Consider the following 19,824-nt stretch of genomic DNA (forward strand, 5'->3'; position numbering starts at 1 on the left):
CCGCCGCTCACGCGGGCGGGTCGGCGGGCGGGTCGGCGGGCGGGAGGTACTCGACGTGCACCGTGTCGATGCTGCCGTCGAGCGCGAACGGCATCCGGTCCGCGTACGCCCGCGAGACGGCGCCCCCGTACGCGCGCCCGACGTCGAGGCAGTCGTTCGCGGAGAACAGCAGCGGCGCGCTCACCGGCACGGTGCCCGACCCGACCTCTTCGCCGTCGACCCGGAGCACCACCGACAGCGGACCGCCGGGACGCGGCTCGACGTACGTCGTCGTGATCTCGACGGTGTGGTCGCCCGCCCGCAGCGGCGCCGCCGAGCGCACGATGGTGCGCTGCACGAGGAACAGGTTGTACTCGTAGGTCAGGACGCCGTCGAGCAGGAAGCACGTGAGGCCGCCGCCCGCGCCGCCCAGCTTGTACAGGACGCCGTTCGCGGCGTCCGGCAGCGTCACCGTCAGGGTCACGGAGTTGGGCCGGTTGCCGAGCGCCGGGGCGCAGAACTCGGGCACGCGCACCGTGTCGCCCGAGAAGTCCCAGGCCGTGTAGGGCGGGGAGATCCGGTCCTCGGGGTGCATGACAGGGACCCAGAGGCCCCCGCCGATGGGCAGCGCGTCGTTGCGCGCGGCCTCGATCGCGAACAGCTCCTTGAGCTGCGCCAGCTTCTCGGGATGCTCCGCGGCGACGTCCCGTGCCTGGCTCCAGTCCTCGTCGAGGTGGTAGAGCTCCCACGGGTCGTCGTCGGGCGTCCACGTGCGGATGCCGGGCGGCGTCCCCGGGACCCACGGCATGCGCGGGCCGAGCGCGGACGCCATCCATCCGTCGGAGTAGATGGAGCGGCTGCCCATGATCTCGAAGTACTGGCTCCGGCGCAGGCCCTCGGCGTCGGGATCGTCGATCGAGTACGCGAAGCTCACGCCGTCCATCGGGTCCTGAGGGATCCCGTTGACCGTCTCGGGAGCGGAGATCCCGAGGATCTCGTAGATCGTCGGCACGAGGTCGACGACGTGGTGGAACTGGGTGCGCGGGCTGGAGTCCGCGGCGATCCGGGCGGGCCAGCTCACGAACATCGGGTTCCTGGTCCCGCCCAGGTGCGACGCGAGGAGCTTCATGCCCTGGTACGGCGACGACCCGGCCCAGGCCCACGCGGCGTGGTACTGGTTGTCCGTCGCGGGGCTGCCGAGCACGTCGAGGCCCCCGAGCTCCTCGAGCGCCGCGATGTGCTGCTCGACCGTCGTCGGGATGCCGTTCTGGGCGAGCAGCTCGCTGATCGTGCCGTTCTGGCCCTCGCCCGACGACCCGTTGTCGCCCCAGATGTAGACGACGATCGTGTTGTCGCCGTAGCCGAGGCGGTCCACCTCGTCGAGCAGGCGGCCGGCCTGGACGTCGGCGTGCTCGCCGAACCCCGCGGCCACCTCCATGAGCCGGGCCTGGAACGCCTTCTGGTCGTCGGGGATCTCGTCCCAGCCGGCGAGGTCGTCGGGCCGGGGCGTGAGCTCGGCGTCCTGCGGGACCCAGCCCGCCGCCTTGGCGCCCTCGAGCGCCCGCTCCCGGTACACGTCCCAACCCTCGTCGAACTTCCCGGCGTAGCGGTCGGCCCACTCCTTCATGATGTGGTGCGGGCCGTGCAGCGCCCCTGTCGCCCAGTACACGAAGAAGGGCCGGTCGGGCGCGTTCGCCTTGTGCTCGCGCAGCCAGTGCATCGCGTCGTCCGCGATGTCCTCGCTGAGGTGGTACCCCTCCTCGGGTGTCTTGGGCGGCAGGACCGGCGTCGTGTTCCGGACCAGGTGCGGCTCGTACTGCGACGCCTCGCCGGCGAGGAACCCGTAGAAGTACTCGAACCCGTAGCCCGTCGGCCACCGGTCGAACGGCCCCGCGGACGTCGTCTCCTCCGCCGGGGTGTTGTGCCACTTGCCCCACGCGCCCGTCGCGTACCCGTACTGCTTGAGCACCTCGGCGATCGTCGCGCTGCTCTTGGGGATGTGGCCCGAGTAGCCGTCCCAGTCGTTGGCGAGCTCGGCGATCTGCCCGTACCCGACGCGGTGGTGGTTGCGTCCCGTCAGGAGCGAGGCCCGGGTCGGCGAGCACATCGCCGTCGTGTGGAACCGGTTGTAGCCGACGCCGCTCGCCCGCACCTTGTCGAGCGTCGGGGTCCGCACCGCCCCGCCGAGCGTCGTCGGCAGCGCGGGCCCGGCGTCGTCGATGAGGATCACGACGACGTTCGGCGCGTCCGCGGGCAGACGCCGCTCGGGCGGCCGCGGGGAGTAGGTGGACTCGCCGATGGTGCGGCCCGCGACGCTACCCGACCGGGGCGGCGGGAAGGGCAGCGACCGTTCCACGGGCAGCGGTGTCCCGACGATCGTCCGGTGCAGCTCGTCACTCATCGTGGCCCCCTCGGAGGGCAGACGCCGACGCCGGCGCTGCCGCGTGGTCTCCAGGTCAGGTCCCTGCGACCACCCACGGGTCCGCCCCAGGCACGCCATTCACGCTAGGGGTGCCCCGAGGGGCCCTCAACAGGGGGCGGGAATCTCACCCGATGGGCCTGGCCCTCGGACGCACACGCCCCCGGCCCCCTACCCTTGCCACGACGACGTCGCCAGGTCCCGCGGACAGAAGCCGTCGTCACGACCGCGGCGCTTCGCGGGGTCGACCGTCGCGTGGGTCCGACGGGCGTGGACGGAGGAGATGTGACGTGGAGGGTTTCGACCAGCTTCCTGGACCGGTCCGCCGACGCCTCGGCGAGCTCGTCCAGGAGTCGCGAGCGTCCGCGGCGCGCGCGTATGCCTTGGAACTGCCCCGCGATGCCGCCGAGCTCGACGACCTCGGGAGCCCCGCGCTCTGGAGCGTCGCCGAGCGAGCGCGCCTGATGAGCCGAGAGGCCGTCCGGATGGGAGACCTGACCGAAGCGCAGGAGTATGAGGAGGCGGCTGGTTTCGTCGAGGACGATCTGGCCAACCGACGGATGACGGGGTGACAGTGGGCGCGATGACCGACGAGCCCCTGCGTCCCGCCGAACTGATCCTCCGAGGATGACGGCCAACCTGAGCGACCTCCGGGCGGAAATGCTGCCTCGGCTCGCGGTTGGGGTCGATCGTGGGCTCTCCGCCGACGGGCGGGTGTGGAAGTTCGAGGACCCGCTCAACGGGATCGAGATCGAGCTCGAGAGCACGCCGAGCGACCCCGACCTGTGGGTCGTCACGACCTGGCCGGTGGGGATGACCTTCGAGATCGCGTCGTGGGACCCCTGGGTGCGGACCTGGCTGCTCTCGGCCGGCCGTGAGCCCCTGCACGTCACCGTGCTGCGCGTCGGGCGGTGGGTCGTGACGTGGGACCTCGCCGCACCGATCCGTCGTCCGGCACGGTGGCACCGGGTCCTCGCGCGTCTTCCCGGGGTGCGCGTCGACGACCTGACGGTGCGGGAGATCGCTGCGCGGGGCCTCACGATGACGTGAGACCCCGCCGTAGCGCGGACCGGTCAGGAGTAGAGCGACTCGATCAGGTCGGCGTTCTTCTCGATCACGGGCTTGCGGCGCAGCTTGAGCGACGGCGTGAGCTCGTTGGATTCGACGGTGATCTCGCGGGGGAGGATCGCGAACTTCTTGATCTGCTCCCACCGTGCGAACCCGGCGTTCGTCCGGTCAACGGCGGCCTGGACCTCGGCGCGGACCTCGGGAGTCGCGATGAGCTCCTCGTACGTGCCGCTGAGCCCCTTGGTCTTCGCCCACCCGACGAGCTCCTCGGAGTCGACGCTGACGAGCGCCACGCAGAACGACCGTCCGGCCCCGACGACGACCGCCTGGCCGATCAGTCCGCTGTTCGACGACAGCGACACCTCGACGAGCCCTGGCGCGACGTACTTGCCGTTCGACGTCTTGAAGAGGTCCTTCTTGCGGTCGACGATCTTGAGGTACCGGTCCTCGACGATCTCGCCGATGTCTCCGGTGTGGAACCAGCCGTCCTCGATGGCCTCGGCGGTCGCCTCCGGGTTGTTGAAGTACCCGGGCGTGACGGCGGGGCCGCGGGCGAGGATCTCGCCGTCGGACGCGAGCTTGATCTCGTGGCCGGGCAGGACGGGGCCGACGGTCCCGAACCGCGACTCGCCGGGGAGGTTCACGGTGATCGCGGCGGACGTCTCGGTGAGGCCGTAGCCCTCGAGGATCGGCAGGCCGGCGGCCTCGAAGAACTCGAGGATCTCGCGCGACAGGGGCGCGGAGCCGGAGATGAAGTACTGCAGCTGGCCGCCGAAGCGCTTGCGGACCTTGGAGAACACGAGCGCGCTGCCGAGCGCGGCCTGCGTGCGGACCCACCAGGACGCCGTCTCGCCGGCCTGCTGGGCGCGGACCTTCTGCTCGCCCGTGCGCACGGCCCAGCGGAACAGGGCGAGCGTGATCCCGCCCTTGGCCTCGACCTGCGCGGTGATGCCGGCGTGGACCTTCTCGAAGATGCGGGGGGCAGCGGCCATGAACACGGGACGCGCGGTCGCGAGGTTCCCGACGAGGTTCGGGATCGACCCGTCGACGGCCGTCGGGTAGCCGATGAGGAGCTGCGCGACGACGAAGGTCTTCGCGAACACGTGCGCGAGCGGGAGCCACAGCATCTGCGTGTGCTGGTCCGAGAGGATCCCCAGGGCGTCGATGCCCGCGGCCTCGCCCGTCCAGTTGTGGTGCGTGAGGCGCACGCCCTTCGGGAGGCCCGTGGTGCCGGACGTGTAGATGAGCGTGGCGAGGTCGTCGGGGCCGAGCTCGGCGTGGGCGTCGTCGGCGGCCGTGGGGTGGGCGGCGTCGTACGCGCGACCGGAGTCCGTGAGGTCGTCGAGCGAGCGCTCGCCGTCGCCCAACGTGGCACCGGTCGCGTCCACGACGACGACGAGCTCGAGCGCGGGCGCCTTCGCGCGCACCGCGCGCACCTGCTCGAGGAGCTCCGCGTTGTCGACGACGACGATCCGCGAGCCCGAGTCCGAGAGGATCCACTCGAGCACGTCGGGCGTGGCGATGGGGTAGATCGAGGTGGTCGCCGCGCCAGCCTGCTGGATCGCCTGGTCGACGACGATCCAGTCGTAGCTCGTGGCCGCCATGAGCGCGATCCGGTCGCCACGGGCGATGCCGTGCTCGACGAACGCCGCGGCCAGCGGGCGGACCCGGCTGTCGACGTCGCGCCACGTGTGGTCGACCCAGCCTCCCTTGCCGTCGGGCGAGCGGTAGGCGAGCTCGTCGCCGTGCTCGCGGACCCGCGCGTCGTAGAGCGCTGTGACCGAGCGCGCGATCCGCAGGGAGGAGTCGCTCAGGTCGAGGTGGGTGGCGGGTCGGTCCGCGGGAGTGGTGGCCGGTGCAGTCATGCGTTGTACCTCGTCGTCCGCTGCATGGGAAGGCCCGCTCCGACGCGGGCTCGTGATACATGGTACCCCGGGTACCAACTTCCTCCGTCCGCCCCTACCTCAGGCCACGGACGGCCACCTCAGACCCGCGTCTGAGGTACCTCAGGCCGCAGGACTGGGCGACCGCCCGATCCGGGCCACCCCGCCTTACCCGGAACGTAGGGGACGTCGCACGGACCAGGGCGCGGCACCCGCCGCCACCGACCTGCGCACACCGAAGGGGACATCATGTTGGAACAGCTCGGACCCGCCGTGGACGCCCAGGTCGAGTACCTGCGGGAGCAGGCTCGCGCGTCCTACCACCAGCCGACCAGTCAGCAGGCCTCGGGGTGGCACTGGCTCGGCCGTCGGCTGCACCGTCAGCCGCGCCGCGTCGCGTGACCTCGTGACGGGTGTCGCGGAAAGGCAGCGCCCGTGACGGTGGACGCTGCCACACTGGGGACCATGCCCGCACCCGTGTCCGTGCCGTTCGTCGCGCGGTCCCACGAGCTCGACCGTCTCACCGGCGCCGTCCGGAGCGCCGCCGAGGGCGAGCCCGGTCTCGTGCTCGTCGGTGGCGACGCGGGCGTCGGCAAGACCCGGCTCCTGACCCGTGCGGCCGAGCTCGCCCAGGAGGCGGGCGCGGCCGTCGTCGTGAGCCACTGCGTGGACCTCGGTGCGGTGGGCGTGCCGTTCCTGCCGTTCGTCGAGGCCCTCACCGACCTCCGGCGCCGTTGTTCGATCGTCGACGACGTCGCCGCCCAGCGCCCGGCGTTGGCGCGCCTCCTCGACGCCGACCCGGGGGCGGCCCCCACCTCCGAGCCCGCCGGCCGGCTGCAGCTCCTCGACGGGCTGGCCGCGGTGCTCGGGGGTGCGGGGGAGCCGTCGTCGCCGTTGGTGCTCGTCATCGAGGACCTCCACTGGGCGGACGCGTCGACCCTCGACGTGCTGCGCTACCTCGTCGCCCGGCTCCGCGACGAGCACCTCCTCGTGATCGCGTCCTACCGCGCCGACGACCTCCACCGCCGTCACCCCCTCCGCCCTGTTCTGGCCGAGCTCGGCCGGCACCCGCGCGTCGAGCGGATCGAGCTCGAGCCCTTCACGCGCGACGAGCTGCGCGAGTTCACGACGGCGGTCGCCGGGCGCCCTCTCGACGCCGCGGCTCTCGACTCCGTGGGCCGACGCTCCGAGGGCAACGCCTACTTCGCGGAGGAGCTCGTCGAGTCCGGGGTCCGGCCCGGCGAGCTCCCGTGGACGCTCGCGGACGTGCTCCACGCGCGGCTCGAGCGCCTCGCGCCGGAGGTGCAGCGGCTCGTGCGGGTCGCGTCCGCGGCGGGCCGCCAGGTCTCGGAGCCGCTCCTGCGTGCGGTCGCCGCCGGGCCCGTGCTCGACGGCGGCGCGACCGGCGGCGCCGAGACCGACGCCGCGCTCCGGGAGGCCGTCGCCCAGCAGGTGCTGCACCCCGAGGGCGACCGCATCGTCTTCCGCCACGCCCTCCTCGCCGAGGCCGTGTACGGCGACCTGCTGCCGGGCGACCAGGCCGCCGTGCACCGCGCCTACCTCGACGCCCTCCTCGCCGACCCCGGCCTCGGCTCGGCGGCCGTGCGGGCCTTCCACGCGTTCCGCGCCCACGACCTGCCGACGACGCTCGTCGCAAGCAGGGACGCCGCCCGGCAGGCCGCGCGCGTGCTCGCGCCCGCGGAGAAACGGCGCCACCTCGAGCAGGTGCTCGCGCTGTGGGACGCCGTCCCCGACGCTGCCGAGCTCCTCGGCGAGACGCACGACCAGGTCGCGCTCGCGGCCGCCTCCGCCGCCTCCTGGTCGGGCGCGCCCGAGCGGGCCGTCCACCTGGCGCGCGCCGTCGTCGACGCGCACGTCGGTGACCCGCTCCGCCACGCCTCGCTGCAGCACGTCCTCGCGGGCTACCTGCTCGCCGCGGACGAGCTCGACGAGATGCTCGACCGCACCGCGTCCGCGCTCGAGGTCCTGCCCGTCGACCCGCCGTCGCGCGACCGCGCCTGGACGCTCGCGATGCATGCGCGCGCCGCCCTCAACCTCAACCTCGACGACATCGCCCGCCAGGGCGCCGTCCGCGCCGTCGCGGAGGCGCAGGCCGTCGACGCCCCCGACGTCGAGGCCGACGCGCTCGGCACGCTGGCCGTGCTCGAGGTCGACGACGCCGAACGGTCGGCGGAGCTCCTCGTCGAGGCGCGGCAGCGCGCCCACGCCGCAGGCGACCTCGAGACCGAGCTCCGGTGCATGTCGAACCTCGTCGCGAACCGGTACTACGCGGGCAACCTCGACGAGGCGGCCCGGCTCGCGGACGAGGCGTCGCGGTACGCCCAGGACACCGGCATGACGTGGAGCGTCTACGGGATGACGATCCGCATGTTCGTCCTCCTCGGGGGCTACCTCCGCGGCGAGCTCGCGGCGGCGGACCCCGGGCCCGTCCCCGAGAGCTGGGCCGCGGGGTACCAGGCGCTGCAGCTCTACCCGGCCGTCGCGCGGGGCGACGCGGACGCCGTCGAGCGGGGCCGTGCCCTGCACCCCTCCTGGGTCGTGGACGGACAGATCGCCCTCGTCGCCGGTGGCTGCACGGTCGACGCGCTCGTCTGGCGCGGCGACGACGAGGAGGCGGTCGCGCTCGCCGAGGAGGTCATCCTCTTCCTCGGTCGCGAGTGGTCCGACTCGTTCCTCGGCCGGATCTGGCTCTCCGCGCTCGCGCTCTCGGCGCTCGCCGACCAGGCCGAGCGGGACGCGCTCCTCGGACAGGACGTCGCGCCTCTCGTCGCGCACGGGGACGAGTTCCTCGACGCCGCGGTCCGCACCGCCGAGCGCGGGCGCCCGCGCGGCGGGGTCCTCGGCCCGGAGGGCCGCGGCTGGCTCGCGCGGGTCCACGCCGAGCACTCCCGCCTCCAGGCGGCGGGCGGCGTGGGTGCCAACGACCCCGAGCTCTGGGCCGCGGCGGCGCACGAGTTCGACTTCGGGTACCGGTACGAGGTCGCCCGGTCGCGGTGGCGCTGGGCCGAGGCCCTCGTGGCGGCGGGGGACCGGGACGCGGGGGGCAAGCAGCTCGCGGCGGCCCTCGCGGACGCCGACGCGATGGGTGCGCGTCCCCTGGCGGACGCGTGCCGCGCCCTCGCGCGCCGCGCCCGGCTGGACGTCGTCGGCGGCGGGGCGCGGGCGGCGTCGTCGGACACGCTGACCGAGCGGGAGTCCGAGGTCATGGCGCTCGTGGCGCAGGGCCTGTCGAACCGCCAGATCGGCGAGCGCCTGTTCATCTCCGGCAAGACGGTGAGCGTGCACGTGTCGAACGTGCTCGCGAAGCTGGGCGCCGCGACGCGCGCGGAAGCGGTGTCCGTCGCCCACCAGCGCGGGCTGCTCACGGTCCCGTCGCCGGGCCGCCCGGCCTGAGCCGCTGCCGCGCGCCGCCTCGGCGCGCGGGGCCGAGCCGTCGCGGACGGCTCGCTCCTCGGCATCTTCCCGGCCTTCTCGCACGTCACGACGTCAACGTTGACATCGCCGCGTCAACGTTGTCATACTGACGCGCAGCACGCGATGAGGCGTGGAGGCTCGACGAGGAGTGAGACGAATGAAACTGCTTCGACGCTCGGTCACAGGACTGTCCCTCGCGGCGGCGCTCGCCGTCACCGGCGCCGGCGTGGCCTCGGCGGCCGGGCCGGCACAGGCCGACGCCGGGACGCCCGCCCCCTCCGCGGGCAGCCTCGAGGTGAAGGACTACACCGTCCTCGGCCCCGTCGACCAGAACACGCACGTCTTCGGGCGCGACAACGGGCAGAGCGTCTTCTACCAGGGCCGGTCGTACTGGTTCTTCGACGACACGATGCTGCAGAACCCCGACGGGTTCCTGTCCAGCACGTCGGCGTCCACGGCGGACCTCGATGCCTCCGACGGCATCACCCTGCGCTCCACGACCATCTTCGACCGCACCGAGACGACGGCCCCGACGGAGTTCGTCCCCTACTCGGACGTGGAGAACGCGTTCCAGCAGGAGCACGCGTCGGACGACTGCACCGGCTCCACCGACGAGAACTGCGGGACGCAGTTCGCGTTCTGGCCCGGCGCGGTCGTCGCCGACCCCAGCCACCACCGGATCCTCGTCTTCTACGGGAAGCTGTGCCGCGGCGGCCTCGACACCGGCCCCTGCGCGTCGGGCTTCGTCGGCCAGGCCCTCGGCTCCGGCATCGTCTCGGTGGACATGCGGACGCACGCGATCAGCCGGCTCGACGTCGAGCACCAGGACCCGTCGCTGTCCTCCCCGGAAGGCCACGACCCGACCCTCCTGTTCGCCCCGGACGAGAACTGGGGGAACGGCGGCGCCGTCGTCGTCGGGCAGGAGCTGTACGCGTACGGGAAGTGCACGAGCGCGAACGACTGCGCGGTGGCGCGCGTCCGCCTCGGCGACGTCCAGGACCACGACGCCTGGACCTACTACACGGGCGACGACGCACAGGGTCGGCCGCAGTGGTCGCACGACCCGAGCGCCGCGGTCGCCGTCATGAAGGGCGGCGCGGCCGGCGAGACCGTCCAGTACGACCCCACGACCGGCTCGTACATGAACACGTTCATGCCCTCGCCGTTCCTCGACAAGAACGTCTACTACCAGACCGCGCCGCACCCGTGGGGGCCGTGGAGCGCGCAGCAGACGCTCTTCACCACGCAGTCCACGGACGGCGTCGACTACGCCGCGTTCGCCCACCCCGAGTACACGACCGACCACGGCCTGACCCGCTACTACACGTACTACGCGTCCTCGACCGGGCACCAGATGCTCGTCAAGGTCGACTTCAAGGAGTCCTGACCGATGCACCTCGACCCTCAGCGCGTGATCGACCGCACGCGCCGCGTCCTCACCGAGCGCGTCTGGCCCGCGGCGGAGGTGGCCACCGCGCCGCTCACCGTCACGGCCCGGTCGCTGCCCGGTGAGCCCGAGCCCTTCGACCGCGCCACCGACGGGGAGTTCGCGCCCACCCGGGTGGGTGACCCGTGGGGTCCCGCGTGGACGACGACGTGGTTCCGGGTGCGCGGCGAGGCGCCCGCGAACTGGGCGGACCGCGTGGGCGCTGAGGGCGGGGTGCTCCGCACCGTCGCCGCGCTCGACATCGGCTTCGACGCCGACGCCGGGCCCGGCTTCCAGTGCGAGGGGCTCGTCTTCGACACCGACGGCCAGATCCTCAAGGGCATCCACCCCCGCAACAAGGCGGTGGCGGTCCGCGGGCCGTCGGTGGACCTGTTCGTCGAGGCGGCCGCCAACCCCGACGTCGCGGCGGCCGCCTTCCGTCCGACGCACCTGGGCGACGGCATCGCCCCGGACGGGCCGCCCCTCTACACGCTCAAGCGGGCCGACCTCGCGCTCGTCGACCCCGGCGTCGAGGCGCTCGCCTACGACCTGGACGTGCTCCTCGGGTGGGCCGAGCGGCTGCCCGCCGACCGCCCGCGCCGGGGACGGGTGCTCACGGCGCTCGCCGGCGCGCTCGACGCCCTCGACCTCGACGACGTCGCCGGGACCGCCGCCGCGGCGCGCGCCGAGCTCGCGGACGTCCTCGCGCAAGGCGCCGAGCCGAGCGCGCACCGCGTGGCCGCCGTCGGGCACGCGCACATCGACTCGGCCTGGCTGTGGCCGACGCGCGAGACCGTCCGCAAGTGCACGCGCACGTTCTCGAACGTGATCGCGCTCATGGACGACTACCCGGAGCTGCGCTTCGCGTGCTCGCAGGCCCAGCAGTACGCCTGGATCGAGCAGAGCCAGCCCGACCTGTTCGCGTCGATCACCAAGGCCGTCGACCGCGGCGCGTGGATCCCCGCGGGCGGCATGTGGGTCGAGTCCGACACCAACATGCCGGGCGGCGAGGCGCTCGTGCGCCAGTTCGTGCACGGCAAGCGGTACTTCGCGGAGCGGTTCGGGGTCGAGCCCGAGGAGGTCTGGCTGCCGGACTCCTTCGGGTACACCGCGGCGCTGCCGCAGATCGCCAAGCTCGCCGGCTACCGGTGGTTCGTCACCCAGAAGCTCTCCTGGGGCGCGCCGAACAACAAGTTCCCGCACCACACCTTCTGGTGGCAGGGCATCGACGGGACCCGGCTGTTCAGCCACCTGCCGCCCGTCGACACGTACCTGTCGGAGCTGTCCGCGGCCGAGCTCGACCACGCGGTCACGAACTTCGCCGACCACCCGGCGGCGTCGACGTCGCTCGTCCCGTTCGGGCACGGCGACGGCGGCGGCGGTCCCACCGCGCTCATGATGGAGCGCGCGCGGCGCCAGGCGGACCTCGAGGGCTCGCCCCGGATCGAGCACGCGACGCCGGAGGAGTTCTTCCGGACCGCCGAGGCCGAGTACCCCGACGCCCCGACCTGGGTCGGCGAGCTCTACCTCGAGGCGCACCGCGGGACGTACACCTCGCAGGCGGCGACCAAGCGCGGCAACCGCCGCAGCGAGCACCTGCTGCGCGAGGCGGAGCTGTGGAGCGCGGTCGCGACCGTCCGGTACGGCGTCCCGTACCCGTACGAGGCGCTCGACCGGATCTGGAAGACCGTGCTGCTGCACCAGTTCCACGACATCCTGCCGGGGTCGTCGATCGCGTGGGTGCACCGCGAGGCCGTGGCCGCCTACGAGGAGGTCCGCCAGGAGCTCGAGGGGATCGTCGGCGCCGCGCTCGACGTCCTCGCGGGCGAGGGGAGCACGCCGCTCGCGTTCAACGCCGCGCCCACGACGGCTTCGGGCGTCCCCGCGCTCGGTGCCGCCTCCCCGGCCGCTGCCGCCGCGCAGGCGGTCGCCGTCACGCAGGACGGCGGCGCCGTCGTCCTCGACAACGGCGTCCTCCGCGTCGCGATCGACGCGCACGGCGTCGCGTCGAGCGTCGTCGACCTGCGGCACGGGCGGGAGCTCGTGCTCCCGGGCCGCCGCCTCGGCGAGCTCGTGCTCCACCAGGACCTCCCCAACGCGTTCGACGCGTGGGACCTCGACGAGCACTACCGCGGCTCCGGCCGCGTCCTCGACGACCTCGACGAGCTGCGGGTGGAGCGTGACGACGACGGCGGGGCCACCGTGGTCGTCACCCGTACCTTCGGCCGGTCGACCGCCACCCAGCGGACCACCCTGCGCGCCGGCGCCGCCACGCTCGACTACGAGACCGAGGTCGACTGGCACGAGGCCGAGCGCATCCTCAAGGTCGCGTTCCCCGTCGACGTCCGCACCGACGCCGCGGCGTCCGAGATCCAGTTCGGGCACGTCGTGCGGCCCACGCACTCCAACACCACCTGGGACGCCGCGAAGTTCGAGACGTGCGCCCACCGCTGGGTGCACGTCGGCGAGCCCGGCTTCGGCGTCGCCGTCGCGAACGACGCCACCTACGGGCACGACATCCACCGGGTCGAGCCCGACGACGGCGCGCGCCCCGGCACCGAGGTCCGCCTCTCCCTGCTCCGGGCGCCGCGCTACCCGGACCCCGAGGCCGACCAGGGCACCCACCGGTTCGCGTACCAGCTCGTCAGCGGCGCCGAGATCGGCGACGCCGTCGACGCCGGGTACCGGCTCAACCTCCCGCTCCGGGAGCGCGCAGGGGCCGCGCCCGTGGCACCGCTGGTCACCGTCTCGGGGCTCGGCCCCGCGGGCGACCGGCACGGGGTCGTCGTCGAGAGCGTCAAGCTCGCCGAGGACCGGTCGGGCGACCTCGTCGTCCGGCTCTACGAGTCGCTCGGAGCCCGCACGCGGGCACGCGTCGCCTGGGACCACGAGTCCCTGGGCGCGACCGGCGCCACGGTCGTCGACCTGCTCGAGCGCGAGCTCGAGCCGCTGGCCGACGCCCGCACTGGGACGGAGCTCGAGCTCCGCCCCTTCCAGATCGTCACGCTCCGGATCCACCGGAGCCCGGGTCTCGAGGAGGAGATCGGATGACGCAGACGTCCGTCGGGGTCGCGACCGCGCCGCTGGCGCAGGCCGCCACCTCTCGCACGCGACCACGCGGATCGAGGCGCTCAGCGAAGAGGCGCCGCGACACGCTGATCGGCTACCTGTTCATCTCGCCGGCGATCATCGGGCTGTTCCTGTTCGTGGGCTACCCCATGGTCACGTCCCTGTACCACTCGTTCACCGACTGGAACGGGCTCACCCCGGCCACCTGGGTCGGGTTCGACAACTACGTCGAGATGTTCACCAAGGACCCGACGTTCTGGCCGTCGGTCGCCGTCACGTTCCTGTGGGTCGTCCTCTCCGTGCCGATCACCATCGTCGCGGGGCTGGCGCTCGCGGTCCTCGTGAACCGGGGACTGCGCGGGGTCAAGATCTTCCGGACGATCTTCTACCTGCCGGTCGTCCTGCCGGCGGTCGCCGTCCTGACGCTGTGGAAGTACATCTACGACCCGACGTACGGGCTCGCGAACCAGGTGCTCCGCTTCCTGCACCTGCCGACGAGCGCCTGGCTGGGCGACGCGCACATCGCGCTCCCCGCGATCCTCCTCGTGGGGGTGTGGGGCGTCGGCGGGACGATGATCATCTTCCTCGCGGGGCTCCAGGCGGTGCCGGACGAGCTCCTCGAAGCCGCCAAGGTCGACGGCGCCGGGGCGTTCCGCAGCTTCGTCAAGATCACGCTGCCGATGATCGGCCCGATCCTCCTGCTCCAGCTCGTGCTGCAGCTCAACATGGCGTTCCAGACGTTCAACCAGGTCGCGATCCTCACCAAGGGCGGCCCCGGCACGTCGACGAACCTGCTCATGTACAAGATCTACAACGACGGGTTCGCGAACTTCATCACCGCGCCGCAGCTCGGCTACGCCACCGCCGAGGTCTGGGTGCTGTTCGTGATCGTCATGCTCGTCACCCTGCTCATGCTCCGGCTCACCCGAGGCCGCTTCTCCGCCGGAGGTGAGGCATGACCGCCACCCTGACCGCGCCGTCGTCCGCCACGCACGCCGGGACCACCGAGCGGAACGTCCCGCTCTCGCACCGGGTGCCCCGCACCCTGTCGAAGGTCGCCTGGTACGCGCTGTGCGGGCTGCTCGCCCTGTCGATGCTCCTCCCTCTCGTGTGGATGGTGAGCATCGCGCTGAAGTCGAACGGCGACATCAACCAGATCCCGCCGACCTTCTTCCCGAAGGAGTTCCAGCTCTCGAACTTCGTGAACGGACCCGCGGAGATCCACTTCTACCGCCTGCTCGTGAACACGCTGATCGTCACCGTGTTCTCGGTGTTCGGGGCGGTCGCGAGCTCGATGATCGTCGGCTACGGGATCTCGCGCATCGATTTCCCCGGCCGGAACTTCTGGTTCGCGCTCATCGCCGGGAGCCTGTTCGTGCCGGGGATCGTCGGGCTCATCCCGCTGCAGCACCTCTACATCAACGTCGGGCTGATCGACACCTGGGTGCCGCTGATCCTGCCCGCGTTCTTCGGGAGCCCCGTCTTCATCTTCCTGGCCCGGCAGTACTACCAGTCGATCCCGCGGTACCTCGACGAGTCCGCCCTGATCGACGGCGCCGGCCACTGGACGATCTTCACGCGGATCATGCTGCCGATCACCAAGCCGGTGTGGATCACGGTCGCGATCATGTCCTCCCAGCTCGCCTGGAACGACTACCTCAACCCGCTGGTCTACCTGCAGAGCCAGTCGAAGTTCACGCTCCCGCTGGGCATGGCCTCGTTCCTCAGCGACACCGCGGGTTCCGAATACAACTACTACATGGCGACGAACGTCCTGTTCATGCTGCCGCCGCTGCTCCTGTTCTTCCTCGCCCAGCGCTACTTCATGGAGGGCATCGGCTCTCTCGGGACCATCTCGAAGTAGCCCGCTCTGCCACGTCCCATTCCTTTTCACGCGCTCGAAGGAGAGTGTCATGTCCCGCAAGAACCTCGCCGCCGTCGGTGCGGTCGCCGTCGTCGCGGCCACCTGCCTCACGGCCTGCAGCTCGTCGTCGTCCGACGGGAGCTCCGACTCGTCGGGCGGAGGCACCGTCACCTACATGACGTGGGAGTCGAACCCCACCAACGCCGCGTTCGACAAGACGATGGCGTCGTTCACGTCGACGTCCGGCGTGAGCGTCAAGCGCGAGGCGGCGCCCAACGCCGACTACGCCCAGAAGCTCGCCAGCATGATCCTGTCGAAGAAGGCGCCCGACTTCTTCTGGTGCACCCCCGCGCAGGCACAGAACCTCGCGGCCGAGGGGCTCCTGTACGACTGGTCGAAGAAGCTCGGCGCCGGGACCGAGCTCAAGGCCGAGGACTTCTCCCCGGGCTCGCTCGACCTGTGGAAGACGCCGAAGGGCGCGCTCTCCGGCATCCCCACGCTCGCGAACACGTACGGCTTCTTCTACAACGCGGACACCTTCAAGAAGGCCGGCATCGCGGTGCCGAAGATCGGCTGGACGTGGGACGACCTGTTCTCCGACCTCAAGAAGCTCAAGGAGAAGGACCCCGCGACGATGCCGCTGGTCGCCCAGTGGCCGCTCCTCGACGCCACCGAGGGCGTGTCCGCGTACTCGGTCGCCAACGGCGGCGAGCCGCTCGTCGACTCGTTCGTCACGACGACGAAGGTCAGCGCCGACGCGACCATCCACGAGGGGGCGCAGCGCTTCGTCGACGCGATCGCCGCGAAGCAGATGACCAACCCCGACTACGACGCCACGAACGCGATGGCGGCCTTCTCCAACGGGAAGATCCCGCTCATGTTCGGCGGCCAGTGGCTCAACCAGATGATCAGCCCGAACAAGCCGAAGTTCGACTGGGGCTACGCGCCGTGGCCGACGGGCACCGCGAAGAACGTCCAGCCGATCGAGACGAACGGCGTGTGCTCGCCCGCGTCGCTCAAGGACCCCGACGCCACCTGGAAGGCGATCGCCTACCTCGAGACCACGGGGTTCAACGAGTCGATGGAGGAGGTGCCCGTCGCGCCCATCGCGTACACGCCCGGCACCGAGGGCTACTACAAGGGTCTCGAGGCGCAGGGCGGTGCGGCCGCCGCGAGCATCGAGGCCACGGCGAAGTACGAGCTCGCCGCGACCGACAAGTTCAACACGTCGTTCCTCGACCCGTGGGCCGTCAAGGAGACCGACATCGAGAAGACGTCCTGGAACCCGATGCTCCTGGGCAAGAAGTCGGTCGATCAGGGCATCGACGAGACCGTCGCCGGCATCCAGGGGCTGATCGGCAAGTGACTCGCACCCCTCCGATCGACTACCCGTTCGGGCCGTTCGTCCCCTGGGCGCAGAACCCCGTCCTGCGCCCGGGGCGGCACGACTGGGAGTCGGCCAACGTCTACAACCCCGCGGCCGTCGTCGTCGGCGACCGTGTCGCGCTCCTGTACCGCGCCCACGCGGACGACATCGTGTCGTCCCTCGGGCTCGCCTGGAGCGACGACGGCTACACGTTCGAGACCGAGCCCGAGCCCGTCCTGGTGCCCGAGCACGACTGGGAGCGGTACGGCTGCGAGGACCCGCGCGTCGTACTGATCGACGGCACGTACTACTGCACGTACACCGGCTGGGACCGGCACACCGCCCGGCTCTGCCTCGCGACGTCGTCGGACCTGCGCACGTGGGAGAAGCACGGCCCGATCGTCCCCGGCGTCAACACGTTCGCGGGCGTCCGCGAGACGCCCGGCGCCGACTGGAGCAAGGGCGGGGTCATCTTGCCCGAGCAGGTCGACGGGCGGTGGCTCATGTGGTTCGGCGAGGGCAACGTGCACCTCGCGACGTCCACGGACCTGCTGCACTGGGACGCCTCACCCGAGCCCGTGCTCCGGCCCGAGCCCGGGACCTTCATGGGCGACCTCGTCGAGACGGGCCCGCAGCCCGTCGTCACGCGGACCGGGCACGTGCTGCTCATGCACAACAGCGCGATCGAGCTCTCGCCCGAGGACGGCGGCGGCGTGCGGTACGCGTGCGGGCAGGTGCTCATCGACCCGCACCGGCCCGACCGGGTCGTCGCCAAGATGGTCGAGCCCTGGCTCGAGCCCGCGACGGCCGAAGAGCTGTCCGGTCTCGTGGACAACGTGACGTTCGTCGAGGGTCTCGTCCACTTCCACGGCACGTGGTTCGCCTACTACGGCCAGAGCGACACCACGATCGGCGTCGCGACCTTCACCCCGACCACTCCGAGCGAGGAGCACGCATGACCATCCACCTCGAGCCCGGCAGCACCGTGATGTTCACGGGCGACTCGATCACCGACTGCCAGCACCTGGAGATCGAGCAGCCGCTCGGCTGGGGCTACCCGCTCCGGGTCGCGGGCGAGTGGGGCTTCCGCCACCCCGAGCGGCCCGTCACCTGGCTCAACACCGGCATCGCCGGGAACAAGGTCATGGACCTCGAGACACGCTGGCAGCGGGACGTCCTCGACGCCCGCCCGGACGTCGTGTCGGTGCTCGTCGGGATCAACGACGTCGGCTGGCACACGTACGCCCCCGACGGGTACGTCATCCCCGTCGACGACTACACCGCCGGGTACGACCGGCTGCTCACGCCGCTCGCGGAGGCCGGGACGCAGCTCGTCCTCATCGAGCCGTTCCTGCTTCCGCTCAGCGACGACCAGCGCAAGCAGCGCGAGGACCTCGACCCGAAGATCCAGGCCGTGCGCGAGCTCGCCCGGAAGTTCGGCGCCCACCTCCTCGCCGCCGACGGGCTGTTCGCGCAGCTCGCCGCCACCACCGGCCCCGAGTACTGGGCCGCCGACGGCGTCCACCCGACGCCCGCAGGGCACGCGGCGCTCGCCGACGCCTGGTTGCGGCTCGTCGACTGACGACGTCCGGCCGGCGGCGGGCCTTCGAGCCCGAGAGCGGTCCGCGTGCCCTGGCGCACGCGGACCGCTTCGCTGTGACACCCTTCCTGCGAACCCACGATCGGAGCTCCGATGATCCGCGCCATGCCCCTGCCCGACGCCGTCTTCGTGTGGTCGGGGGGCGAGCACGAACCCCGCCGCGCGACGGCCGGGACGGACGGCTGGGAGTCGGGTGACGTCGTCGTGCGGGCGGCCGGTGGACCCGCAGGCCTCGACCTGAGCGTCGAGGCCGGTGGCATGCTCAGCCGGATCGCGCTGCGCTGGGACGAGCCGCTGCCCGAGGGCTCGCTCGTGCTGGGCGACGCGTGGGAACGCGCGTACGGGGACCTGCGCTGGGAGCCTCCGCGGCCCGAGCGCGTGCTGCCCTGGTACTGGCTCGCCACCACGCCCGGCGGCGGGGTCCGCGGGGCCGGGGTGCGGGTGCGTCCCGGGGCGTTCTGCGGCTGGACCGCCGACCTCGCGGGCGTCACGCTGTGGCTGGACGTCCGGTCGGGCGCCGATCCCGTGCGGCTCGCTGGGCGGCGCCTCGAGCTCGCGACCCTCGTCGCGCTCGACGACGACGCCGTCGCCTCGCCGTTCACCGCGCTCGGCGACCTCTGCTCCGCGCTCTGCTCGGACCCGCTCCTGCCGTCCGCTCCCGTGTTCGGGAGCAACAACTGGTACTACGCCTACGGCGAGGGGTTCGACGCCTCGGCCGTGCTGCGTGACGCCGACGTCGTCCGACGGGCGATGCGGCCCGACGACGGGTCGCCGTTCTGCGTCATCGACGCCGGGTGGAGCGAAGGTGGGACGGCGCCCGGAGGGCCGTGGGACCGCGGCTGGCGCACGTTCTCGGACATGGCGTCGGTCGCGGAGTCGATCCGCGACGCGGGGTGCCGGCCGGGCCTGTGGTTCCGTCCGCTGCTGTCCCGCCAGCGGGTTCTCGGTGCCCGGCCCGAGCCGCTCCCCGATGCCGGTCCGGACGGCGCGTGGCTGCTCGACCCGAGCACGCCGGAAGCGCTCGCGGTGGTGGCCGAGAGCATCCGCACCTTCCGTGCGTGGGGCTACGAGCTCATCAAGCACGACTTCTCGACCTTCGATGCGGTCGGAGCGTTCCTCGGCCGCTCCGACCTACCGGCCCCGGCCGCCCGCTGGGGCTTCGCCGACACCAGCCGGACGACGGCCGAGATCCTCGTCGACCTCTACCGGACCGTCCGCGAGGCCGCAGGGGACGCGACCGTCCTCGGTTGCAACACCGTCGGTCACCTGGCCGCAGGGCTCGAGCACGTGCACCGGGCCGGGGACGACACGTCGGGGGGGCGCTGGGAGCGGACGCGGCGCATGGGCGTGAACGCCCTCGCGTTCCGCCTGGCGCAGCACGGCCGGTTCTTCGCCGTGGACGCCGACTGCGTGCCTTCGACCCACGCGACGCCGTGGGAGCTGAACCGGCAGTTCCTCGAGCTGGTCGCGGCGTCGGGCACGGCGACGTTCGTGTCGGTCGACCCGGCCACCCTGACTCCCGAGGTGGAGGCCGACCTCCGCCGGGCCGCGGCGCTCGCGGCCTCGGGCGGCGTGGCCGGCGGCGTCGAGCCGCTCGACTGGCAGAGCATCCCGACGCCGCGGCGCTGGCGCGTCGGGGGCGAGGAGCGGACCTACCGCTGGGAGCTGCCGTGGGGCGTGGACCTCGAGCTCGACGGCAGCTGACCAGCCGTCGC

General features: G+C 72.3%; 14 protein-coding genes. 12 read left to right on the forward strand and 2 right to left on the reverse strand.

Annotation, left to right across the window (positions count from 1 at the left end):
- Nucleotides 1–7: 7 nt before the first annotated feature.
- On the reverse strand, nt 8–2,380 hold the full coding sequence (locus ACFT5B_RS01190) for an arylsulfatase (protein ID WP_386796139.1): 2,373 nt from the start codon (nt 2,378–2,380) through the stop codon (nt 8–10).
- Nucleotides 2,381–2,688: 308 nt separating this feature from the next.
- Here ACFT5B_RS01190 and ACFT5B_RS01195 point away from each other — a divergent pair, with 308 nt between their 5' ends.
- Nucleotides 2,689–2,970: a hypothetical protein gene (locus ACFT5B_RS01195; RefSeq protein ID WP_386796140.1), complete on the forward strand. Its 282-nt coding sequence runs from the start codon at nt 2,689–2,691 to the stop codon at nt 2,968–2,970.
- 55 nt (nt 2,971–3,025) lie between these two features.
- Nucleotides 3,026–3,448 carry a hypothetical protein gene (locus tag ACFT5B_RS01200; RefSeq protein ID WP_386796141.1) on the forward strand — a complete coding sequence of 141 codons (423 nt, stop codon included), beginning with the start codon at nt 3,026–3,028 and terminating at the stop codon, nt 3,446–3,448.
- Between the two features lie 23 nt (nt 3,449–3,471).
- Here ACFT5B_RS01200 and ACFT5B_RS01205 read toward each other — a convergent pair whose 3' ends face one another.
- A complete protein-coding gene (locus ACFT5B_RS01205) occupies nt 3,472–5,331 on the reverse strand; it encodes an AMP-dependent synthetase/ligase (protein WP_386796142.1) in 1,860 nt (619 codons plus the stop codon).
- A 267-nt stretch (nt 5,332–5,598) separates the two neighbouring features.
- Here ACFT5B_RS01205 and ACFT5B_RS01210 point away from each other — a divergent pair, with 267 nt between their 5' ends.
- The 10 genes from ACFT5B_RS01210 (at nt 5,599) to ACFT5B_RS01255 (ending at nt 19,813) form a co-directional block, all read left to right on the forward strand.
- On the forward strand, nt 5,599–5,751 hold the full coding sequence (locus tag ACFT5B_RS01210; protein ID WP_386796143.1) for a hypothetical protein: 153 nt from the start codon (nt 5,599–5,601) through the stop codon (nt 5,749–5,751).
- A 63-nt stretch (nt 5,752–5,814) separates the two neighbouring features.
- Complete coding sequence (locus ACFT5B_RS01215; protein ID WP_386796144.1) at nt 5,815–8,763, forward strand: AAA family ATPase; 2,949 nt, start codon at nt 5,815–5,817, stop codon at nt 8,761–8,763.
- A 178-nt stretch (nt 8,764–8,941) separates the two neighbouring features.
- Nucleotides 8,942–10,171 carry a DUF4185 domain-containing protein gene (locus ACFT5B_RS01220; RefSeq protein WP_386796145.1) on the forward strand — a complete coding sequence of 410 codons (1,230 nt, stop codon included), beginning with the start codon at nt 8,942–8,944 and terminating at the stop codon, nt 10,169–10,171.
- 24 nt (nt 10,172–10,195) lie between these two features.
- Nucleotides 10,196–13,261, forward strand: coding sequence for an alpha-mannosidase (locus tag ACFT5B_RS01225; RefSeq protein ID WP_386796146.1), 3,066 nt, complete (start codon nt 10,196–10,198; stop codon nt 13,259–13,261).
- Entirely contained in the window at nt 13,258–14,238 is a 981-nt protein-coding gene (locus tag ACFT5B_RS01230) for a carbohydrate ABC transporter permease (RefSeq protein WP_386796147.1), read from the forward strand. Before ACFT5B_RS01225 ends, ACFT5B_RS01230 begins: the two co-directional genes overlap by 4 nt.
- Nucleotides 14,235–15,143, forward strand: coding sequence for a carbohydrate ABC transporter permease (locus tag ACFT5B_RS01235; protein ID WP_386796148.1), 909 nt, complete (start codon nt 14,235–14,237; stop codon nt 15,141–15,143). Before ACFT5B_RS01230 ends, ACFT5B_RS01235 begins: the two co-directional genes overlap by 4 nt.
- A gap of 49 nt (nt 15,144–15,192) precedes the next feature.
- Nucleotides 15,193–16,509, forward strand: a complete 1,317-nt coding sequence (locus ACFT5B_RS01240; RefSeq protein ID WP_386796149.1) for an extracellular solute-binding protein — start codon at nt 15,193–15,195, stop codon at nt 16,507–16,509.
- The gene (locus ACFT5B_RS01245; protein WP_386796150.1) at nt 16,506–17,468 is read left to right on the forward strand and encodes a glycoside hydrolase family 130 protein; all 963 of its coding nucleotides are present in this window, start codon (nt 16,506–16,508) and stop codon (nt 17,466–17,468) included. Before ACFT5B_RS01240 ends, ACFT5B_RS01245 begins: the two co-directional genes overlap by 4 nt.
- Nucleotides 17,465–18,091 carry an SGNH/GDSL hydrolase family protein gene (locus tag ACFT5B_RS01250; RefSeq protein ID WP_386796151.1) on the forward strand — a complete coding sequence of 209 codons (627 nt, stop codon included), beginning with the start codon at nt 17,465–17,467 and terminating at the stop codon, nt 18,089–18,091. Before ACFT5B_RS01245 ends, ACFT5B_RS01250 begins: the two co-directional genes overlap by 4 nt.
- 123 nt (nt 18,092–18,214) lie before the next feature.
- Nucleotides 18,215–19,813 (forward strand): hypothetical protein, encoded by a 1,599-nt coding sequence (locus ACFT5B_RS01255; protein WP_386796152.1) that lies wholly within the window; start codon nt 18,215–18,217, stop codon nt 19,811–19,813.
- Nucleotides 19,814–19,824 lie beyond the last annotated feature (11 nt).

It is taken from the genome of Luteimicrobium sp. NPDC057192 (genome assembly GCF_042670205.1).
Taxonomy (GTDB): domain Bacteria; phylum Actinomycetota; class Actinomycetes; order Actinomycetales; family Cellulomonadaceae; genus Luteimicrobium.